General features: G+C 70.9%; 19 protein-coding genes. 10 read left to right on the top strand and 9 right to left on the bottom strand.

Annotation, left to right across the window (positions count from 1 at the left end; all coding sequences use genetic code 11):
• Window positions 1-102 precede the first annotated feature (102 nt).
• On the top strand, window positions 103-1002 hold the full coding sequence (locus ASG70_RS08245) for an endonuclease domain-containing protein (protein WP_056883369.1): 900 nt from the start codon (window positions 103-105) through the stop codon (window positions 1000-1002).
• 180 nt (window positions 1003-1182) lie between these two features.
• Here ASG70_RS08245 and ASG70_RS08240 read toward each other — a convergent pair whose 3' ends face one another.
• The 3 genes from ASG70_RS08240 to fdxA all read right to left on the bottom strand — a co-directional run bounded on the left by ASG70_RS08240 (window position 1183) and on the right by fdxA (window position 4025).
• Window positions 1183-2481 (bottom strand): citrate synthase, encoded by a 1299-nt coding sequence (locus ASG70_RS08240; RefSeq protein WP_056883368.1) that lies wholly within the window; start codon window positions 2479-2481, stop codon window positions 1183-1185.
• Between the two features lie 102 nt (window positions 2482-2583).
• The gene (gene dapC / locus ASG70_RS08235; protein WP_056883367.1) at window positions 2584-3702 is read right to left on the bottom strand and encodes a succinyldiaminopimelate transaminase; all 1119 of its coding nucleotides are present in this window, start codon (window positions 3700-3702) and stop codon (window positions 2584-2586) included.
• A complete protein-coding gene (gene fdxA / locus ASG70_RS08230) occupies window positions 3699-4025 on the bottom strand; it encodes a ferredoxin (RefSeq protein ID WP_056883366.1) in 327 nt (108 codons plus the stop codon). The genes dapC and fdxA overlap by 4 nt, the downstream gene beginning before the upstream one ends.
• Before the next feature lie 21 nt (window positions 4026-4046).
• On the opposite strand from fdxA, the gene ASG70_RS08225 reads away from it, so the two are divergent.
• Both ASG70_RS08225 and ASG70_RS08220 read left to right on the top strand, forming a co-directional pair.
• Window positions 4047-5120, top strand: coding sequence for a GNAT family N-acetyltransferase (locus tag ASG70_RS08225; RefSeq protein WP_156399896.1), 1074 nt, complete (start codon window positions 4047-4049; stop codon window positions 5118-5120).
• Window positions 5121-5162: 42 nt separating this feature from the next.
• Window positions 5163-5570, top strand: coding sequence for a VOC family protein (locus ASG70_RS08220; protein ID WP_056883365.1), 408 nt, complete (start codon window positions 5163-5165; stop codon window positions 5568-5570).
• A 3-nt stretch (window positions 5571-5573) separates the two neighbouring features.
• Here the strand turns inward: ASG70_RS08220 and ASG70_RS08215 are convergent, their stop codons facing one another.
• The 6 genes from ASG70_RS08215 to ASG70_RS08190 all read right to left on the bottom strand — a co-directional run bounded on the left by ASG70_RS08215 (window position 5574) and on the right by ASG70_RS08190 (window position 12816).
• Window positions 5574-7250 carry a VanW family protein gene (locus ASG70_RS08215; RefSeq protein WP_056883364.1) on the bottom strand — a complete coding sequence of 559 codons (1677 nt, stop codon included), beginning with the start codon at window positions 7248-7250 and terminating at the stop codon, window positions 5574-5576.
• 5 nt (window positions 7251-7255) lie between these two features.
• Window positions 7256-7750, bottom strand: a complete 495-nt coding sequence (locus ASG70_RS08210; protein WP_369818889.1) for a flavin reductase family protein — start codon at window positions 7748-7750, stop codon at window positions 7256-7258.
• Window positions 7747-8673, bottom strand: a complete 927-nt coding sequence (gene mshB, locus ASG70_RS08205; protein WP_056883363.1) for an N-acetyl-1-D-myo-inositol-2-amino-2-deoxy-alpha-D-glucopyranoside deacetylase — start codon at window positions 8671-8673, stop codon at window positions 7747-7749. The genes ASG70_RS08210 and mshB overlap by 4 nt, the downstream gene beginning before the upstream one ends.
• A 4-nt stretch (window positions 8674-8677) precedes the next feature.
• Window positions 8678-10414, bottom strand: coding sequence for an ABC transporter substrate-binding protein (locus ASG70_RS08200; RefSeq protein ID WP_056883362.1), 1737 nt, complete (start codon window positions 10412-10414; stop codon window positions 8678-8680).
• A 16-nt stretch (window positions 10415-10430) separates the two neighbouring features.
• Window positions 10431-12314 (bottom strand): translational GTPase TypA, encoded by a 1884-nt coding sequence (gene typA / locus ASG70_RS08195; protein ID WP_056884076.1) that lies wholly within the window; start codon window positions 12312-12314, stop codon window positions 10431-10433.
• A 64-nt stretch (window positions 12315-12378) separates the two neighbouring features.
• Window positions 12379-12816 carry a (deoxy)nucleoside triphosphate pyrophosphohydrolase gene (locus tag ASG70_RS08190; RefSeq protein WP_056883361.1) on the bottom strand — a complete coding sequence of 146 codons (438 nt, stop codon included), beginning with the start codon at window positions 12814-12816 and terminating at the stop codon, window positions 12379-12381.
• Between the two features lie 177 nt (window positions 12817-12993).
• Between ASG70_RS08190 and ASG70_RS08185 the strand changes: the two genes are divergently transcribed.
• The 7 genes from ASG70_RS08185 (at window position 12994) to ASG70_RS08155 (ending at window position 20171) form a co-directional block, all read left to right on the top strand.
• Window positions 12994-14670 carry an ABC transporter substrate-binding protein gene (locus ASG70_RS08185; protein WP_056883360.1) on the top strand — a complete coding sequence of 559 codons (1677 nt, stop codon included), beginning with the start codon at window positions 12994-12996 and terminating at the stop codon, window positions 14668-14670.
• 98 nt (window positions 14671-14768) lie between these two features.
• On the top strand, window positions 14769-15779 hold the full coding sequence (locus ASG70_RS08180) for an ABC transporter permease (RefSeq protein ID WP_056883359.1): 1011 nt from the start codon (window positions 14769-14771) through the stop codon (window positions 15777-15779).
• A 6-nt stretch (window positions 15780-15785) separates the two neighbouring features.
• The gene (locus tag ASG70_RS08175) at window positions 15786-16799 is read left to right on the top strand and encodes an ABC transporter permease (RefSeq protein WP_056883358.1); all 1014 of its coding nucleotides are present in this window, start codon (window positions 15786-15788) and stop codon (window positions 16797-16799) included.
• An 8-nt stretch (window positions 16800-16807) separates the two neighbouring features.
• Window positions 16808-17842, top strand: coding sequence for an ABC transporter ATP-binding protein (locus ASG70_RS08170; RefSeq protein WP_056883357.1), 1035 nt, complete (start codon window positions 16808-16810; stop codon window positions 17840-17842).
• Window positions 17839-18996 carry an ABC transporter ATP-binding protein gene (locus ASG70_RS08165; RefSeq protein ID WP_056883356.1) on the top strand — a complete coding sequence of 386 codons (1158 nt, stop codon included), beginning with the start codon at window positions 17839-17841 and terminating at the stop codon, window positions 18994-18996. The genes ASG70_RS08170 and ASG70_RS08165 overlap by 4 nt, the downstream gene beginning before the upstream one ends.
• A 145-nt stretch (window positions 18997-19141) precedes the next feature.
• On the top strand, window positions 19142-19450 hold the full coding sequence (locus tag ASG70_RS08160; RefSeq protein ID WP_056883355.1) for a 4a-hydroxytetrahydrobiopterin dehydratase: 309 nt from the start codon (window positions 19142-19144) through the stop codon (window positions 19448-19450).
• A complete protein-coding gene (locus ASG70_RS08155; RefSeq protein ID WP_056883354.1) occupies window positions 19443-20171 on the top strand; it encodes a VIT family protein in 729 nt (242 codons plus the stop codon). Before ASG70_RS08160 ends, ASG70_RS08155 begins: the two co-directional genes overlap by 8 nt.
• Window positions 20172-20188: the final 17 nt, after the last annotated feature.

The following is a 20188-nucleotide window of genomic DNA, read 5'->3' as shown; positions in this document are numbered from 1 at the left end:
AAGTGTCTCCATGGCGGCCCGATTCAGGCACTTGGCGCTCACTCAGCGGGGGGTGTGGACAACCCGGGTCCTTGGGCTGGGCTCTCGGTCAGGCTGGACCGTGTGGCTCGTGCCTTGTCCCCGCTCCCGCCCTCCCTGCGCGACGCAGCCTTCCGCGTCGCGGACGCGCGGGACCTGGACGTGCCCGCCAGCAGGCTGCGGCGGACAGACCTCCACCGCCCGACCCGCGGCGTGCGGAGCCTCGTGGCTGCCACCGACCTCGAGCAGCGCGCCCGACAGGTGGCGTTGACCCTTCCAGACCCGTGGGCCTGGTCCCACCTGACCGCTGCCCGGCTCTACCGGCTGCCCCTGCCGAAGCGCGAGTTCCTGGACGAACCGCTCCACGTGAGCCGACCCACCTCCGCGACCCAGGTGAGACGGCCAGGCGTGTTGGGACACCGCGGCCTGGAGCACCGTGAGGTGGTCGAGCTGCGTGGGCACCGGGTCACGTCAGAGGCATGGACCTGGGCGGACCTTGCGTCGCTCCCCGGCATCTCGCGCACCGACCTCGTGATCGCCGGTGACGCATTCGTCGCGCGGGTTCCCGCGTTGCTGCCGGACCTGCGCGCACTCGCCGCGGGCACGGAGGTCCGCCGTGGCGTGCGAGCGCTGCGCCAGGCAGCCGCGCTGTTGCGCGTCGGCTCTGGCTCGCCGATGGAGTCCCGGGCCAGGCTGGTCTTCGCCGATGCGTCCCTGCCGGAGCCCGAGCTCAACGGGGTCATCAGCGACGAAGGCGGCCAGTTCGTCGCGCGTGGAGACTTCGTGTGGCGCAGCGCAAAGGTGGTGGTGGAGTACGAGGGCGACCACCACCGCACCGACCGACGCCAGTGGCAGCACGACATCGCCCGCACCCGGCTGCTCGAGGCGCTGGGCTGGAAGGTCATCCGCATCACCGCTGCGGATCTGCACGACCCCCGCTCGCGTCGAGAGCTGCTGGCCGTGCTGCGGGGCCTGCTCACCTGACGTGCGCTCAGTGAGCGCGAAGTGTCGCCAACGGGCACGGATTCCGACACATTGCGCTCACTGAGCGCAAGACGGCGGGGAGCGCGAGCCGGCCTGCCACCATCGGAGGCGGGGCGGGTATGGCGCGAGGCCCGGTTCCGTGGGGAACCGGGCCTCGCGGCGTACTGGGTGCTCGTGGGATCAGCGGGCGCTGAAGTCCACGTAGTCGCGCTCGGTGGCGCCGGTGTAGATCTGGCGCGGGCGGCCGATCTTGGTTTCCGGGTCCTCGATCATCTCGCGCCACTGGGCGATCCAGCCGGGGAGGCGGCCGAGGGCGAACAGGACGGTGAACATCTTCGTCGGGAAGCCCATGGCCTTGTAGATCAGGCCGGTGTAGAAGTCGACGTTCGGGTAGAGCTTGCGCTCCACGAAGTAGTCGTCCTCGAGCGCGCGCTGCTCGAGCTGGAGCGCGATGTCGAGCAGCGGGTCCTTGACGCCGTCCTTGTTGATGATGGTGTCGGCGGTCTTCTTGATGATCGCGGCGCGCGGGTCGTAGTTCTTGTAGACCCGGTGGCCGAAGCCCATCAGCTTGACCCCGTCCTCCTTGTTCTTGACCTTCTTGACGAAGGTGTCGACGTCGCCGCCGTTCTTGGCGATGCCGTCGAGCATCTCCAGCACCGCCGAGTTGGCGCCGCCGTGCAGCGGGCCCGAGAGCGCGTGGATGCCGGCGGAGACGGAGTTGAACAGGTTGGCCTGCGCCGAGCCGACGAGGCGCACCGTCGAGGTGGAGCAGTTCTGCTCGTGGTCGGCGTGCAGGATCAGCAGGAGGTCGAGCGCCTTGACCATGTCGGGGTCGAGGTCGTAGGGCTCGGCCGGGAAGCCGAACGTCATGCGCAGGAAGTTCTCGGTGACCGACAGGGAGTTGTCGGGGTAGAGGAACGGCTGGCCGACCGACTTCTTGTAGGCGTAGGCCGCGATCGTCGGCAGCTTGGCCAGCAGGCGCACGGTCGAGATCTCGACCTGCTCCTTGTCGAACGGGTCGAGGCTGTCCTGGTAGAAGGTGCCGAGCGCGGAGACCGCGGAGGACAGCACCGGCATCGGGTGGGCGTCGCGCGGGAAGCCGCTGAAGAACGCCTTGAGGTCCTCGTGCAGCAGGGTGTGGCGACGGATCTTCTGGTCGAAGTCGTCGAGCTCGGCCTGCGTCGGCAGCTCGCCGTAGATGAGGAGGTAGGACACCTCGAGGAAGCTCGACTTCTCGGCCAGCTGCTCGATCGGGTAGCCGCGGTAGCGCAGGATGCCCTGGTCACCGTCGATGTAGGTGACGGCGCTGTTGCACGAGGCCGTGTTGACGAAACCGATGTCGAGGGTGGTGTTGCCGGTCGCCTTCATCAGCTTGCTGATGTCGTAGCCGTTGTTGCCCTCTGCTGCCTTCACCAGTGGAAGGGCGATCTCCTTGTCGCCCGTCTTCAGCGTGGCGCCAGTGGATCCGTCTTTGCTCATGTGTAACCATCCTCCAGTGTCCTGGGCGGGCACCTTCACACGGCGTGCCTCGCGCACGCTCGACGCTACCCCAGAACCCCGCAGGGCCTGAAAACGGGCCCGTCAGGAGCGGAGGCGCTCCACCGCGGTCGCGATGCGCTCGTCGGTGGCGGTGAGGGCGATCCGCACGTGCTCCCGGCCGGCCTGTCCGTAGAAGGTCCCGGGGGCGGCCAGGATCCCGCGCCGGGACAGGGCGTCGATGGTCGCCCAGGCGTCCTCGCCCCGGGTCGCCCAGAGGTAGAGGCCCGCGTCGGAGTGGTCGACGCGCAGGCCGAAAGACTCGACGGCCGTACGCAGCCGGGTGCGACGCGCCGCGTACCGCGCCTTCTGCTCCGCCACGTGGGCGTCGTCACCGAGCGCCGCGGTGAGGGCCTGCTGCACCGGCCAGGGCACGATCATCCCTGCGTGCTTGCGGACCTCGAGCAGCTGCCGGACCAGGGCGACGTCACCGGCCACGAAGGCCGCCCGGTAGCCGGCGAGGTTGGACTGCTTGCTCAGCGAGTAGACGGCGAGCAGCCCCTGGTGCGACCCACCGGTCACGCGGGGGTCGAGGATGCTGGGGGTCGTCGGCTCGGTCGAGTCCTTGCGCCAGTCGAGCTCGGCGTAGCACTCGTCGGAGGCGACCACGACGCCGTGCTGGCGCGCCCAGGCGACGACCTTCGCCAGGTGCTCGATGCCGAGAACGCGACCGGTCGGGTTGCTGGGACTGTTGAGCCACAACAGCTTTGGCGTCGTGGAGGGCGTCAGCGGGCCGAGCGCCGCGAGGCCGTCCACGACCTTCGGGGTCGCGCCGGCGAGCCGGGCGCCGACGTCGTAGGTCGGGTAGGCGACGCCCGGGAAGCCGACGACGTCCCCCTGGCCGAGGCCGAGCAGCGTCGGCAGCCAGGCCACGAGCTCCTTGGACCCGATGGTCGGCATCACGCCGTCCGGGTCGAGGTCCGGCACCCCGCGCCGGCGGGCGAACCACGCCGCCACGGCCTCCCGCAGCGGCGCGGTGCCATACGTCAGCGGGTAGCCGGGGGCGTCCGCGGCCGACCGCAGCGCCTCCTGCACCACCGCCGGGGTCGGGTCGACCGGGGTGCCGACCGACAGGTCGACGATCCCGCCGGAGACAGAACTCGCCCGCTCCTTGTACGGAGCGAGCGAGTCCCAGGGAAAGTCAGGAAGCGAGCGGACCGTCACTCGTCGTGCTCCTGCGGGGGGAGGTCCGCGATGATCGGGTGGTCCTTGGGGATGAGGCCGAGCTTGGCGGCGCCGCCGGGGCTGCCGAGGTCGTCGAAGAACTCGACGTTGGCCTTGTAGTAGTCGGCCCACTGCTCGGGGACGTCGTCCTCGTAGTAGATCGCCTCGACGGGGCAGACCGGCTCGCACGCACCGCAGTCGACGCACTCGTCGGGGTGGATGTAGAGGGACCGCTCACCTTCGTAGATGCAGTCGACCGGGCACTCTTCGATGCAGGCCTTGTCCTTGAGGTCAACGCAAGGCTGGGCGATCACGTACGTCATGGCGCACATACTATGCGGCTCATGTCGGCCGACGTCAGCAACCTCCCCCCGGGGTCACGTGTCGTGGTCAGGTGGCGGTTGGCACAGCCGGACCCGGCCTCGGGCGCGACCCTGACGGACAGCGTCGGCACCCTGACCGGCACCGACGCCACCCACCTCGAGGTGCTCACGGCGAGGGGCCCGGTGCGCATCGAGCGAGCCCGCGTCGTGGCTGCCAAGGAGGTGCCGCCGAAGCCCTCTCGCCGGGGCGCTGCCCACCTGGCCACGTCCATCGAGGACCTCCAGGGCGCCGTGGTGCCCTCGTGGGGCGCCCTCGAGCGCGAACAGCTCGGCGACTGGGCGCTGCGGGCGTCGCGCGGGTTCACCCAGCGCGGCAACTCCACCGTGCCCGTGGGCAGCCCCGGCATGCCTCTCGAGGCAGCGGTCGAGCGGGTGGAGCAGTGGTACGCCGCGCGGCAGCTCCCGGCGAAGCTCGCCCTCGCCGGGCCCGAGGGCTTCGACGTGGGCGACGACCCCCTCGGTGCGCTGTTGCTCGCCCGGGGCTACACCGTCGGCAGCCTCACCCTCGTGCTGACCGCCTCGGCGGCGACGGTCGCCGCTGCCGACCCCGGCGGCCCGTCCGTCTCCATCGAGCCGACGCCCGGCGACGCGTGGCTGCGGGCCTACCACGGCACCCGCAGGAGCGACCCGGAGACGGCCCGGGGCGTCCTCACCGGCAGCCCCCGACAGCTGTTCGGCTCGGTGCTGCCCGGCGGCGGGCTGTCGCAGCAGCTCGGGCTGCGGGCGCGTGACGCCGCGGGGACGACCCCGATCGCGTTGGCGCGGCTGGGGTTCGGCGCCGGCTGGGCCGGGCTGGGCGCGGTCTGGACCGACCCGGCCTACCGCGGGCGCGGGCTCGCGGCGCACCTGACCGCGCGGCTGGCGGACGCGGCCCTGCGCGAGGGGGTCAGCCTCCTGCACCTGCAGGTGGAGCACGACAACGCCACGGCGATCCGCCTCTACGAGCGGCTCGGCTTCGCCCACCACTCCTCCTACGCCTACCTGACCTCGCCGCAGGAGCCGGGCCCCGCCACCCCACCGGACGCATCGTCGTAAAGGGCTGGCGCCGGACCGCGGCGGCCCACGACAGTGGGAGCCATGACGTCACGCATCTCCCACACCACCGTCGACTCCAGCAACGCCTACGCCCAGTCCGTCTGGTGGGGGCAGGTGCTCGGGTTCGGCGAGGACCCGCGCGACCCCAACCTGCCGGGGCACGAGGAGTGCATGATCTTCTCGAGTGACGGGCGCCAGCGCGTGCTGTTCATCGAGGTGCCCGAGGGCAAGGTCGTCAAGAACCGGCTGCACTTCGACCTCTCCCCCACCGACGCGACCCGGGAGGAGGAGGTCGAGCGCCTGCTGGGCCTCGGCGCGCGGGTGTTCGCCGACCTGCGGGTCGAGGGCGGCGGCGGGTGGGTCACCATGCTCGACCCCGAGGGCAACGAGTTCTGCGTGCTGCGCAGCGAGTCCGAGCGCCCCGACCCGTACGCCCACCTCGTCAGCTGACCCTTACGGGTTGGTGCAGACGACGTCGTCCTCGGGGATGTAGTGCGTCGAGAACTGCGACGTCTTGACCACCTTCCCCGCCTTCTTGAAGATCCTGGAGACCGTCACGTCGAACCCGGGGGTCGGCGTCTGCGGGACGCAGCCCTTCTTGTCGTCGACGATGCGCTTGGGCTGGATCACGTTGCGGCGCGGGCCCTTCACGGCCTCGACGTCCCAGACCTTGGTGCCGTGGAACGTCACCGTGACGGTCTTGTCCGTGGCGACGGCCTGGATGAGGATCCCGTAGCCGGTGTCGTTGGTCCACTTCTGGTCGACGTCGGGCCAGGAGATGGTCGCCTCGCGGCCCTCGGGGTAGCGGGAGATGTAGAAGCTGTGCGGCAGGTACTGTTCGATGCGCACACCGGAGAAGAACGCGGCGTTGAAGGTCGTGGTGGACAGCTGGGAGATGCCGCCGCCGTAGTCCTTCGTCAGGCGTCCGTTGACGATGACCGGAGCCTCGTTGTAGCCCTTCGCGGCGGTGCGCTGGCCCAGCACCTTGTTGAGGCTGAACTGCTCGCCGGGGCCGACGTAGGTGCCGTTGAGCGTCCGCGCGGCGATCTGGATGTTCTCCGTGCGCGGCGGGTTGTACGGCAGGTTGGTCGTGAAGGTCGAGATGACCTCCTTGGGCATGATCTTGACCGCCTGCGCGGTCGTCAGCTTCGGCTGGACCACGGTGCTCTTCACCGTGGCGGTGCGCGTGGCCGAGGTCAGGGCGGGCACGAACGCGGCGACGACGGACCTGTCGTCGAGGCCCACCCCCGTGACGGCCGGCGCCACGGTGGGCTTCGTGCCGCGGAACAGGATCTTCGCGTCCCGTGCCCTGGTCTCCACGCCCGCGGTGGCCGCCGCCGCGTGGACCGAGGCGAGCAGCTTGGTGGTGTCGACGTCGGGCGCGAGGCGGCCGTCCTCGCCCGGCTTCATGGCGATCGCCGGCGCGTACTGCGCGGGCTTGAGCGCGAACCGCTTGGACCCCACGGCGATGGTGACCGGTCCCGACATTGCAGGCGTCGCGAACTCCTTCACCGCCCGGACGACCTCGTCGGCGGACACGGACGGCGCCAGGGTGTCGAGCTTGGCGGCCACGGCGCCCTTGGCGGGCCAGCGCGCGGCGACCTCGTCGGCGGTGCCCGGCACGGAGAGCTTCTGGCCCACGACGGGACGCACGACCGAGACCCTGCCCGAGGGGAACGTGATGCCGCCCTGCACCGCCTGCGTCTCGAGCCGGGGCTGGACGCCCTTGACGGCGTTCTCGAGCTGCTGCCGGTCGACGGAGGTCTTCAGCTGCTCCTCCTGGCCGCCGGTGAGGCGGTCCCACAGGTCGGCCGGCTTGAGGCTGAACCCGCTCAGGCCGTCGACCGTGCCGGCGAGGTCGAACCGGAGCCCGGCGGCGGCAGGGTCGAGCTGCACGGACTTGTCCCCGGCGCTCAGCGTGAGCTTGGCCTTCTCCTTGGGCGCGAGCGCGCGCTGCAGCGTCCTCTCGGCGGAGGCCGGCGCCATACCGCCGATGGGCACGCCCGCCACGGAGGTGTTGGCAGGCACGTGCCGCCCGAGGAACCACGCCAGCCCGAGGTACCCCGCGAGCAGGACCGCCACCGCGACACCGAGCCTCAGCCCGGCGGAGCCGCCTTCCTTCACGCCCACTCCCATCACCTCAGGACCTCGTAGCGGCTGCGGTAGTAGACCAGCGCGGCCGTCGGGTGCTCGTTGCTCGTCAGGGACACTACTTCGCCGACCACGATGCTGTGGTCACCTGCGGGGTGGACGTCCGTCGTCCGGCACTCGATCGTGGCGAGGGCACCGTCGAGGAGCGCGACACCCGTCGCTCCTCCACGGTGGTGCGCGACCCGGTCGAGCTGGCCGTGAAGCGGCCGGCCCTGGGTCGAGAGCCACTGGGCGACGGCGCGCTGCTCGGCGCCGAGGATGCTGACGCCCCAGACCCCTGCCTCCGTCACGGCGTCGTGGAACCTGGCGTCGACCTCCACGCAGACGAGCACGAGCAGCGGGTCCATCGACACCGAGGTGATGGCGTTGGCGGTCATGGCGTGGTCGTGACCGCCGGCCAGCGTCGTCAGGACGGTGACGCCCGTGGCGAACCGTCCCATGGCCAGGCGGAACTGGTCACGGTCGACCGCGTCGCTCACAGGGACTCCTCCAGCAGGTGGGTGCGTCGGGCCGGGGCGGGGTCGCCGCCAGCGCCGCCGACTCCGGGAACGGGGCGCCCCGTCTCCGGGTCGAGCAGGGCGAAGCCCTCGCGGCCGGACAACCGCGCCGCGATGTCGTTGGACAGGGCGAAGGTGTGTCCGTCGGCGCCCACGGTCACCTGGGTGACGTGGTGGCGCAGCGCCCCGGCCTGCGCCTCCACGAGCCCGGGCTCCACGACCTCGTGGGTGACCACGGCGTCGTCGACCACCGACGGCGGGTAGTCGCCATCGGGGTCGGGCAGGCTCCACGGCTCGGCCGGAGGGTGCGCCCGCAGCCACTCGCGGTCCTCCCTCGCCCACGAGGCCGGCGTGAGGACCGCGTAGAGCAGGGGACGCTCGTCGGCAGGCAGCGAGGCGACGGCCGCGCAGGTGACCCGGTGGGTCTGCACGTGGTCGGGGTGGAGGTAGCCTCCGTGCTCGTCGTAGGTGACGACGGCGGCGGGGCGCACGCGGCGTAGGACGTCGGCGACCATGGCGGCAGCGGCACCGAGGTCGGCGCCGACGAACGTGTCGGGCCGGGGCGGTAGGTCGACCCCCGCCATGCCGGAGTCGCGGAAGACCGAGAGCCGGCCGGCAGCGGGGTCCTCCCCCAGCACCTCGTGGGTCACGCCGAGCGCGGCCATGGCGGCCCGCAGCTCCTCACGCCGGTGCGCACCCAGCGCGTCGGAGTGCTGGGCGTCGAGGTGGTGCAGCTCGGCCGGGATGACCTCCCCCTCCTCCCCGAGGGTGCAGGTCAGCACGTGGACCCGGTGCCCGTCGCGGACGTGGCGGGCCATGGTGATGCCCGTCGTCAGGGTCTCGTCGTCGGGGTGGGCGTGGACGAGCAGCAGGGCCGGCCGGGCCTCGGTGGCGGGGGTGGTCACCTGCCTATCCCACACCCACGGTCGCGAGGTCGACGAAGCCGCCCAGCGCCTCGTTGGCGGACAGCCCGGTCACGGACGTGCCCGCGACGAACATCGAGCGCCGTTGCGCGAGGGCCACGAAGGCCCCCTGCGACGCCAGGCGCGCGTCCAGCTCGGCCCACGCCGCGGCCTGTGCCGCCGGGTCGGCCACGGTGGAGATCCGGCTGATCTCCCGGTCGACGGCCGCGTCGGCGAAGCCCCCGAGGTCGCGGCCGGTGCCGCTGGGGGTGAGGTTGAGCCGGCTGTCGAACAGGGGCGGGATGACCGTGGAGGCCGAGGGCCACGCCGGCGCCCAGTTGGCCCAGAACACGTCGGTGCGCTTGGCCTGCCCCGGGCGGGACATGGTCTCGAAGTAGTCCTTCTCGACCGGCTGCAGCTGCACGGAGAAGCCGGCGTCCTCCCACCCGTTGCTCAGGGCGGCCATCGCCTTGTCGGCGGTCGGGGTCGAGCGGTAGGCCACCCGGATCCTCACCGGCAGCGTCAGCCCGGAGGCCGCCAGCTCGGTGCGGGCCCGGGCAGTGTCGCCCGTGGGGCCGCCGCCGATGACGTCGGCGTCGCTGTGGCCCGGCAGGGCGGGACCGATGAGGCTGTAGGCGGGCTCGGCCGCGCTCGGGCCACCGAGGGCGGTGATGTAGCCCTCCCGGTTGGTGGCCAGGGCGAGCGCCTTGCGCACCTCGGGGCTGCGCATGACCCCGGACCCGGTCGACGGCGCGAGGTAGTCGACGAACTGCGCGGTGGGGTTGATGGCCCGGCGGCGCAGGCCGTCGTCGGACAGCACGTGCTGCTGCATCGCCGGCGGGGCCGAGTCGAGGGTGACGGCCTGCTTGCGGTCGCCCTCGTCGTTGATGACCTGCTGCACGGCCGTCTGCGACTCCGTGCCCTCGACGTACTCCACCGAGTCGGGGCCCGCCTTGCGGATGGGGTCCGAGGCCCGCTGCCAGTGGGGGTTGCGCACGAAGGTGCCGCCGGCGCTCGGGTCCCAGCCGCCCTTGAGCTGGTAGGGCCCGCTGGAGAACACCGCGTACGGGTCCTTGGACCCGCGGTCGTTGGCCTTCTTGACCGGTGCGAAGACCGACAGCGCCACCACCTGGTTGAAGTCCACCATCGGCGTGCTGAGCCGGAAGGTCACCGTCGAGCCCTTGCAGCTCACGGCCTTGTCGTACGACGCCTGGCCGGCACCCTGCCACGGACCGGTGTAGGTCGAGGTCCCGTCGGCCTTGCGCGGGATGTCGAGGTAGGCCAGGGGGTAGTTCAGGCCCTCGGTGGCGAACGGCTTGCCGAAGGACCGTGAGACGCCGTAGCTGACGTCGGCACACGTGACCGGCGTCCCGTCCTGCCAGGTCACCCCGTCGCGCAGGGTGAAGGACCAGACCTTGAGGGTCTTGTCGTGGGTGCCGGCGTCGGTGGCGAGGTCACCGACCACCTCGCGCCGGGCTGCGGCGTCGGGGCCGGCCGGGTGGGCGGTCAGGGTGCGGATGAACGTGCGCCCCGCGAACGCGATGTCCTGGGGTGTGGCGAGCCGCTGGGGGTCCCACGTGGCGACCGGCCCCAGGGAGAGCACGGACAGCCGGCCGGGTACGCCGCCGGCGTCCTCCTCCTTCGAGCCCCGGCTGCAGCCGGCGGCCGCCAGCACCGCGACGACGAGGACCACCAGCGCGGCGGTCAGCCGCGCTGGTGGCCTGTGACGGTGGTCGGTCTGCACCGGCACCCGTCCGAGGTCAGGCGTTGCGCGCCCGGGCAGCGGCGCGGGCGCGCAGGGTCTGGTCGAGCTCGACCTTGCGGATGCGGACGGCCTCCGGGGTCACCTCGACGCACTCGTCCTCGCGGCAGAACTCCAGCGACTGCTCGAGGCTGAGCTTGCGCGGGGGCACGATCTTCTCGAAGTTGTCGGAGGAGGAGGCGCGCACGTTGGTGAGCTTCTTCTCCTTGGTGATGTTGACGTCCATGTCGTCGGCGCGGGAGTTCTCGCCGATGATCATGCCCTCGTAGACCTCGGTGGTCGGCTCGACGAACAGCGTGCCGCGCTCCTGGAGGTTGACCATGGCGTAGGCCGTGACGACGCCGGTGCGGTCCGAGACGAGCGAGCCGCTGGTGCGGGTCACGATCGGGCCGAACCACGGCTCGTAGTCCTCGAAGACGTGGTGGGCGATGCCGGTGCCGCGGGTCTCGGTGAGGAACTCGGTGCGGAAGCCGATGAGCCCGCGCGACGGCACGAGGAACTCCATGCGGATCCAGCCGGTGCCGTGGTTGGTCATCTGCTCCATGCGGCCCTTGCGGGCGGCCATGATCTGCGTGATCGGCCCGAGGAACTCCTCGGGGGTGTCGATCGTGAGGCGCTCGACCGGCTCGTGCGTCTTGCCGTCGACCTCCCGGGTGACCACCTGCGGCTTGCCGACCGTCAGCTCGTAGCCCTCGCGGCGCATCTGCTCGACGAGGATGGCGAGCGCCAGCTCGCCACGGCCCTGGACCTCCCAGGCATCGGGGCGCTCGGTGTTGAGGACGCGCAGCGACACGTTGCCGATGAGCTCCTTGTCGAGGCGGTCCTTGACCATGCGCGCGGTGACCTTCGACCCACGCACACGGCCCACCATGGGGCTGGTGTTGGTGCCGATGGTCATGGAGATGGCGGGCTCGTCGACGGTGATGACGGGCAGCGGGATGGGGTTCTCCGCGTCGGCCAGGGTCTCGCCGATCATGATCTCGGGGATGCCGGCGATGGCGATGATGTCGCCGGGGCCGGCCGACTCGGCGGGCTTGCGCTCGAGCGCCTCGGTCATGAGCAGCTCGGTGATCTTGACGCGCTCGACCGTGCCGTCGACCTTGCACCACGCGACGTGCTGGCCCTTCTTGATCGTGCCGTTGTGCACGCGCAGCAGCGCGAGGCGGCCGAGGAAGTTGGAGGCGTCGAGGTTGGTGACGTGGGCCTGCAGCGGCGCCTCGTCGTCGTACGTCGGGGCGGGGATCGTCGACAGGATCGTCGCGAACAGGGCCTCGAGGTTGTCGGCGTCCGGGAGGCCACCGTTGTCCGGGCGGGTCATCGAGGCGCGACCGTTCTTGGCGGAGGCGTAGACGATGGGGAACTCGATCTGGTGCTCGTCGGCGTCGAGGTCCATGAACAGCTCGTAGACCTCGTCGACGACCTCGGCGATGCGCGAGTCGGGGCGGTCGACCTTGTTGATGCACAGGACGACGGGCATCTTGGCCGCGAGCGCCTTGCGCAGCACGAAGCGGGTCTGCGGCAGCGGGCCCTCGGACGCGTCGACGAGGAGCACGACACCGTCGACCATCGACAGGCCGCGCTCGACCTCGCCACCGAAGTCGGCGTGGCCGGGGGTGTCGATGATGTTGATGGTGGCGCCGTCGGACAGGCCCGCGTCGGCGGCCGCCTTGCCGGCGTAGTGGATCGCGGTGTTCTTCGCCAGGATGGTGATGCCCTTCTCCCGCTCGAGGTCACCGGAGTCCATCGCGCGCTCGTCGACGTGCTGGTGCTCGCCGAAGGCGCCGGCCTCCCAGAGCATCTTGTCGACCAGCGTGGTCTTTCCGTGGTCGACGTGGGCAACGATGGCGACATTGCGGATGTCACCGCGGGTCTTCATGGGCATGAGCACCATTGTCTCAGGAATTGGCCGTGCTCCCGACCACCCGGGGTGGGGGCTCGTTCGAGGCTCAGCGCAGGCGGGCGGCGACCGCGTCCACGATGGGGAGGTCCGCGGCCAGCCAGGGCACGCCGTACAGGTCCTGCGCGGTCAGCCACCGCACCTCGTCGTGCTCCTCCAGCGGCGCCGGCTCGCCGTCCACCACGACGGCCCACCAGACCGTCATGGCGTAGGCGTCCCCCAACGGCCAGCGGCCGTCCTCCAGCGGGCCCGGCAGCTGCTCCCCGAGCACCACCGACACGCCGAGCTCCTCGCCGAGCTCGCGGTGCAGCGCCTCCTGCGGAGACTCGCCCGGGTCGACCTTCCCGCCCGGGAACTCCCAGCCGCCCGCCAGGGCCGAGGGCTCCGTACGGCGCGCACCGAGAAGCCTCGTGGGCGCCTCCAGGTCGTCGACCAGGGCGGCACCGACGACGGCCCGTACGGGGGGCAGCTGGGCTCTTCCGGACATGGGTCTCACTTTTGTTAATTTCCGCGGCGTGGGGGTTCACCCACCGCACTTCTCGCTAGGGTCTGCGACCAACCGTAGAAGGTTTGCGCCTCGGCGCGCCCCTGCGGGCGGCTTCACCAGCACCACCTTTGGCGCCCGACCGGGTCGACCAACGTTCGCACACCAAGCGAGGTATTCATGAAGCTCACGCGGAAGGCGACCCCGGTCGTCTTGGCGACGACGCTGGCCCTCACCCTTGCTGCTTGCGCGCAGTCCAACCGGGACAGCGGCAGCGGCTCGTCGGGCAGCGGCAGCAACAACAAGGACACCATCACCTTCGGCGCGGCCGGAGCCCCGGAGCTCTTCGACCCCTTCTACGCCACCGACGGCGAGACCTTCCGGGTCACCCGGCAGATGATGGAGGGCCTGGTCGGCATCAAGCCCGGGACCGCCGACATCGAGCCGGAGCTGGCCACCAAGTGGGAGGCCTCCTCGGACGGCAAGGAGTGGACGTTCACGCTGCGCGAGGGCGTCAAGTTCTGGGACGGCGAGCCGTTCAACGCGGCGGCCGTCTGCTACAACTTCGAGCGCATGTTCGACCAGAACGAGGTCGCCGCGGGTGGCCCCGCCGGCTACTGGGCCGACGTGATGGGCTCGTTCAAGTCCGACGCCAAGAACGCCCTCTACCAGGGCTGCACGGCCAAGGACGACATGACGGCCGTCATCAAGATCAGCCGCCCCACCTCGAAGTTCCCCACCGCCCTGTCGCTGGACTCGTTCTCCATGCAGTCGCCCAAGGCGCTCAAGGCGGGCGACGCCAACAACGTCACCAAGCAGGGTGAGGGCTTCGGCTACCCGGCGTACTCCAAGAACCCGGTCGGCACCGGCCCCTACAAGCTCGAGAAGTTCGACGAGGCCAACAAGACGGTCACGCTCGTCGCCAACGACTCCTACTGGGGCGAGAAGCCGAAGACCAAGAAGATCGTCTTCAAGATCATCCCCGACGAGTCGACCCGTCGCCAGGAGCTCGAGGCCGGCAGCATCGACGGCTACGACCTGCCGAACCCGGCCGACTGGAAGGGCCTGAAGGACTCGGGCAACCAGCTGCTGATCCGCCCGGCGTTCAACATCCTCTACGTCGGCCTGAACCCGGCGAAGAACCCCAAGCTCAAGGACCTCAAGGTCCGTCAGGCGCTCTACTACGCCATGAACCGCGACCAGCTCGTCAAGACCCAGCTGCCCGAGGGCGCCATGGTCGCGACGCAGTTCATGCCGGAGACCGTCGCGGGCTACAACAAGAGCCTGCAGGCCTACCCGTACGACCCGGAGAAGGCCAAGAGCCTCCTCAAGGAGGCCGGCGCCGAGGGCATGACCCTCAACTTCGCCTACCCCTCCGACGTGTCGCGGCCCTACATGCCGAACCCGCAGAAGATCTACGAGGCCCTGCGCGGTGACCTCGAGAAGGTCGGCATCAAGGTCAACGTCAGCACCAAGCCGTGGAACGGTGGTTACCTCGACACCGTCGACAACGGCGGCTACGACGCGTGGCTGCTCGGCTGGACCGGTGACTACAACTCGGCCGACAACTTCATCGGCACGTTCTTCTCCAACCTCAAGGCGAACGACTTCCACACCAGCGCGACGTCCTACGGCGCACAGCTGACGAAGGACCTCGAAGCCGCCGACTCGATCGTCGACGAGGGGCAGCGGTCCGCCGCCTACGAGAAGATCAACCAGCAGATCCAGGAGGACTACCTGCCGGGCCTGGCGATCAGCCACTCCCCGCCGGCCCTCGTCGTGAGCGACAAGGTGAAGGGTCTCGTCCCGAGCCCGCTCACCGCGGAGACCTTCTCGACGGTGACCGTCAGCAAGTGAGCCGAGGACTGACCTCGGACAGCTCTTCCTAAGACTGTGGCCGTCCCAGCAGAATCGCTGGGACGGCCACAGTCGCGACTGAAGGAGATCGACCCCCCGTGCTCAGATTCATCCTCAGACGACTGCTCCAGATGGTGGGGGTGGTCATCGTGCTCTCGATGCTCGTCTTCCTCTGGCTGCGGTCCCTCCCCGGCGGCACCGTGTCCGCCATGCTCGGCGAGCGGGCCACCCCCGCCCGGCGGGCCGCGCTGGAGAAGGCCCTGGGCCTCGACCAGCCGATCTACGTGCAGTACTGGGAGTTCGTGAAGCGGGCCCTGCAGGGCAAGTTCGGAGCCAGCACGGGGGTGCAGGCCGGCACCGACGCGTTCGACATCTTCATGCAGCGGTTCCCCGCCACGATCGAGCTCGCGCTCTTCTCGATCGTGCTGGCGATCATCGTCGGTATCCCGCTGGGCTACCTGGCCGCGCGCCGGCGCGCGTCGTGGTTCGACAACCTCTCGGTGGTCGGGTCGCTGATCGGCGTGGCCGTGCCGGTGTTCTTCCTGGCCTTCCTGCTCAAGTACTTCTTCGCGATCCAGCTGCACTGGCTGCCCGTCTCCGGGCGCCAGGACTCGGGCATCGACGCGACCCGCGTGACCGGGTTCTTCGTGCTCGACGGCGTGCTCACCCGCGAGTGGGACTCCGCGTGGGACGCCATCAAGCACCTGATCCTGCCGGGCCTGGCGCTGGCGACGATCCCGTTCGCGGTGATCTTCCGCATCACGCGTGCCGCCGTCCTCGACGTCATGGACGAGGACTACGTCCGCACGGCGGAGTCCAAGGGCTTGACCCGGCGGGTCATCCGCGGTCGCCACGTCCTGCGCAACGCGCTGCTGCCCGTCGTGACGACCATCGGCCTGCAGACCGGCGGCCTGCTCGTGGGCGCGGTGCTCACCGAGCGCGTGTTCAGCTGGGGCGGCCTCGGCGAGGCGACGGCCCTGTCGTTCGAGCGCCGCGACTACGCAGTGCTCCAGGTGCTGCTGCTGATGTTCGCCATCACCTTCGTCGTCATCAACCTGCTGGTCGACATCGCGTACGCCGTGATCGACCCCCGAATCCGGACGAGGTGACCTGAGGTGCCCAACCCCCTCAACCCCAAGACCCGCAAGCAGCGGATCGACGACCTCGCCGCCTCCACGGCCGGCAAGGGACCGGCAGGTGGCGGCGTGGCCGTGGCCGAGCGCTCGGTCGCCGACGCCGGGCACGTGGAGGAGTCCGCCGGCGTCTCGCTCATCGCCAGCGCCTGGCGCCGGCTGCGTGGCAACCCGGTCTTCCTGCTCGGGGCCACGATCAGCGCGCTGTTCGTCCTGCTCGCGATCTTCTCCCCGCTGCTGGCGCCGCACGACCCCACAGCCCGCCTGCTCATCGACCAGGTGCGACCGCAGAGCAACCCCATCCCGGGCTCCCAGCCCGGATACCCCCTGGGAGCCGACTCGGTGGGGCGCGACATCCTCTCCCGGCTCATCGTCGGCAGCCGGCAGACCCTCATCGTCGGCGTGCTGGCGACGCTGTTCGGGTTCGCGGGCGGACTGACGCTCGGCACCCTCTCCGGTGCTTTCGGCGGCTGGGTCGACTCGCTCGTCATGCGCCTGGTCGACGTGATGCTGTCGATCCCGTCGCTGCTGCTCGCCGTGTCCATCGCGGCGCTGGCGTCCAAGCCGAGCCAGTGGACGGTCATCATCGCCATCGCGGTCGTCCAGGTGCCGATCTTCGCGCGGCTGCTGCGCGGTTCGCTGCTGGCCCAGCGCTCCAGCGACCACGTGCTCGCCGCGCGGGCCCTGGGTGTCAAGCGGTCGGCCATCGTGTTCCGGCACATGCTGCCCAACGCCCTCGGCCCGGTCATCGTGCAGGCGACCCTCGTGCTCGCCGGCGCCATCATCGACGCGGCCGCGCTGTCCTTCCTCGGTGTCGGCAACCCCGACGACCGCCAGCCGGAGTGGGGCCAGATGCTCGGCGCCGCCCAGGAGTACATCTACGACCACCCGGCCCTCGCCGTCTGGCCCGCCCTGTGCATCATCATCGTGGCCCTGGGCTTCACCCTCATGGGTGAGTCCCTGCGCGAGGCCCTCGACCCCAAGAGCCGGAGGTAACCCGACTCATGACTGAGCTCATCGAGAACACCCGAACCTCTCGCGGCGACGGCAGCGAGCCGCTGCTGTCGGTCCGCGACCTGACCGTCACCTTCCACCGCTCCGGCGACGAGCCGTTCGTGGCCGTCGACGGGGTCAGCTTCGACGTCCGCCCCGGCCAGACCGTCGGCCTCGTCGGCGAGTCCGGCTGCGGCAAGTCCGTGACGTCGCTGGCGATCATGGGCCTGCTGCCCACCCGCGGCGTGCGCGTCGAGGGTGAGGTGCTCTTCAACGGCGCCGACCTGCTCAAGGAGTCGCGCGACCAGATGCGCGACCGGCGCGGCCGCGACCTGGGCATGATCTTCCAGGACCCGCTGTCGTCGCTGAACCCGGTCGTCCCGATCGGCCTGCAGGTCACCGAGGTGCTCGAGCGGCACCGCGGCCTGTCCCGCAAGGCGGCCACACCCATCGCCCGCGAGATGCTCGACAAGGTCGGCATCCCCGACCCGGAACGGCGGCTCAAGGACTACCCGCACCAGCTGTCCGGCGGCATGCGCCAGCGCGCGCTCATCGCCATGGCCCTCGCGTGCGAACCCCGCCTGCTCATCGCCGACGAGCCCACCACGGCGCTCGACGTCACCATCCAGGCGCAGATCCTGGCGCTGCTCAAGGACCTCGTCGAGGACACCGGGACGGCGCTCATCATGATCACCCACGACCTCGGTGTGGTGGCGGGCATGGTGGACCGGGTCAACGTGCTCTACGGCGGCAAGATCGTCGAGCGCGGGGACCGCCACCCGCTGTTCGCCGAGCCGAGGCACCCGTACACCGTGGGGCTGCTGGGCTCCATCCCCCGCCTCGACGGGTCGCGCGGCGAGCGCCTCAACCCCATCCCGGGCTCGGTGGCTGACAACCTCCCGTGGGCCAGCGCGTGCGCCTTCGCCCCGCGGTGCCCCAACGCCGTCGACGAGTGCGTCCAGCACATGCCCCAGCTGGTGGAGGAGGGCCCGCGGGCCCTGCGCTGCTTCAACCCCGTCACCCACTCCCCGGAGGTGTCCCGATGACGGCGACTGCCGAGACCACGCCGGCCACCACCGCCGGCGACCGCCCGGTGCTCGTTGACGTCAAGGGCGTCAAGGTGCACTTCCCCATCAAGAAGGGCGTCATCTTCGACAGGACGGTCGGCCACGTCTACGCCGTGGACGGGGTCGACCTGCAGATCCGCCAGGGCGAGACCTACGGCCTGGTCGGCGAGTCCGGCTGCGGCAAGTCCACCCTGGGCCGGGCGATCCTCAACCTCGAGCCGCCCACCGAGGGCAGCGTCGAGTTCGACGGGGTCGACATCGCCTCGCTCAAGGGCGAGGAGCTGCGCCGCAAGCGCAAGGACATCCAGATGGTCTTCCAGGATCCGATGGGCAGCCTCGACCCGCGCCAGTCGGTCGAGTCGCTCCTCCTGGAGGGCATGAAGGCCCACGGGCTCGCCAAGGACGAGAAGCAGGCGTCCGCCCGGCTGCGCGAGCTGCTCAAGGCCGTCGGCCTGCCCGCCGCCGCGCTGAAGAAGTACCCGCACGAGTTCTCCGGCGGCCAGCGCCAGCGCATCGGCATCGCCCGCGCGCTGTCGGTCGACCCCAAGCTCATCGTCGCCGACGAGCCGGTCTCCGCCCTCGACGTGTCGGTGCAGGCCCAGGTCATCAACCTCCTCGAGCAGCTGCAGGACGAGTTCGACCTCACCTACCTGGTGGTCGCGCACGACCTGGCCGTGGTGCGCCACATCAGCGACCGCATCGGGGTCATGTACCTCGGGGCGCTCGTCGAGGAGGCTGCCGCCGACGACCTCTACACCAAGCCGCTGCACCCCTACACGCGGGCGCTGATGTCCGCGGTGCCGGTGCCGGACCCGGTGATCGAGGACCGTCGCGAGCGCATCCTGCTCCAGGGCGACCTGCCCTCCCCTGCCAACCCGCCGAAGGGCTGCCGCTTCCACACGCGGTGCCCGTGGCGGCAGGAGACCAAGTGCGACACCGAGCGCCCGCAGCTGCGCACGCTCGACATCGCCGGGGTGCCGTCCTCGCACCGCGTCGCCTGCCACTGGGCCGAGCAGATCGAGTCCGGCGAGCTGCAGATGCACACGGTCACCGCCCAGATCACCTCCCAGTCCGACACGGCCCAGGGTGGCGACGACTTCCTCGGACCCGCCTCGGTCCAGGAAGCCCTCTGACGAGCTGACCCGGGCCCGACAGGCCCCCTCCGGTATGCCGCGTGCGCGCCCAGCGCACGCGGCACACCACGTCCTGGGCCGGGTGGCTGCGAGGTGAGGTTGGCCTTCGGTGACAGCGCACCCGGTTCCTTGCGAGAGTGTGCACATGTCCCGACTGCTCACCGACGAGGAGCTCGACCGCCAGCTGCAGGACCTGCCCGGGTGGGCGGTCGACGGCACGCAGATCCTGGCCGGCTTCGAGGCTCCCGACTTCCCCACCGCCATCCGCCTCGTCGACGAGGTCGCCACCGAGGCGGAGGGCATGAACCACCACCCGGACATCGACATCCGCTGGCGCACGGTGCACTTCGCGCTCTCGACGCACGACAAGGGCGGCCTCACCCAGCTCGACGTGGAGCTGGCCCACCGCATCTCCCAGGCCGCGGGCCGGTTCGGGGCGCGGGCCCGTGGCTGAGCTCGAGAGCCCCGAGGTCGTCCCGCACGAGGGTGAGGCCCACGACGCCGCGATCGGCTCGCGCCTGAACTGGTTGCGCGCGGCAGTCCTCGGAGCCAACGACGGCATCGTCTCCACCGCCGGCATCGTCATCGGCGTCGCCGCCGCCACCAGCGAGCGCAGCGCCATCGTCACCGCCGGGGTCGCGGGTCTCGCAGCGGGGGCCATGAGCATGGCGGCCGGCGAGTACGTGTCGGTGAGCACCCAGCGCGACACCGAGAAGGCCCTGCTGGCCAAGGAGCGCCGCGAGCTGCGGGAGATGCCCGAGCAGGAGCTCGACGAGCTCACCGAGATCTACGCCGGCAAGGGCCTGACCCCGGAGCTCGCCCGTGAGGTGGCCGTCCAGCTCACCGAGCACGACGCCCTCGGCGCGCACGCGGAGGCCGAGCTCGGGATCGACCCCAACGACCTGACGAACCCCTGGCACGCGGCCTGGGCGTCGATGTCGGCGTTCACGGTCGGCGCGCTGCTGCCGCTCATCGCGATCCTGCTGCCCCCGCCCGGAGGTCGGGTCGCCATCACCGCCGGGGCGGTCGTCGTGGCGCTGGCTGCGACCGGCTGGGTCAGCGCCCAGCTCGGCGGTGCCCCGAGGCAGCGGGCGGTGCTGCGCAACGTCGCCGGTGGCGTGCTCGCGATGGCCGTGACCTACGGCATCGGCGCCCTGGTGGGCACCCAGCTCTAGTCGCCAGGTGAGTGCCC

The sequence above is a fragment of the Phycicoccus sp. Soil748 genome (assembly GCF_001428025.1).
In the GTDB taxonomy this organism is placed as follows: domain Bacteria; phylum Actinomycetota; class Actinomycetes; order Actinomycetales; family Dermatophilaceae; genus Pedococcus.
This window is presented reverse-complemented; position numbering and strand designations above follow the sequence as displayed.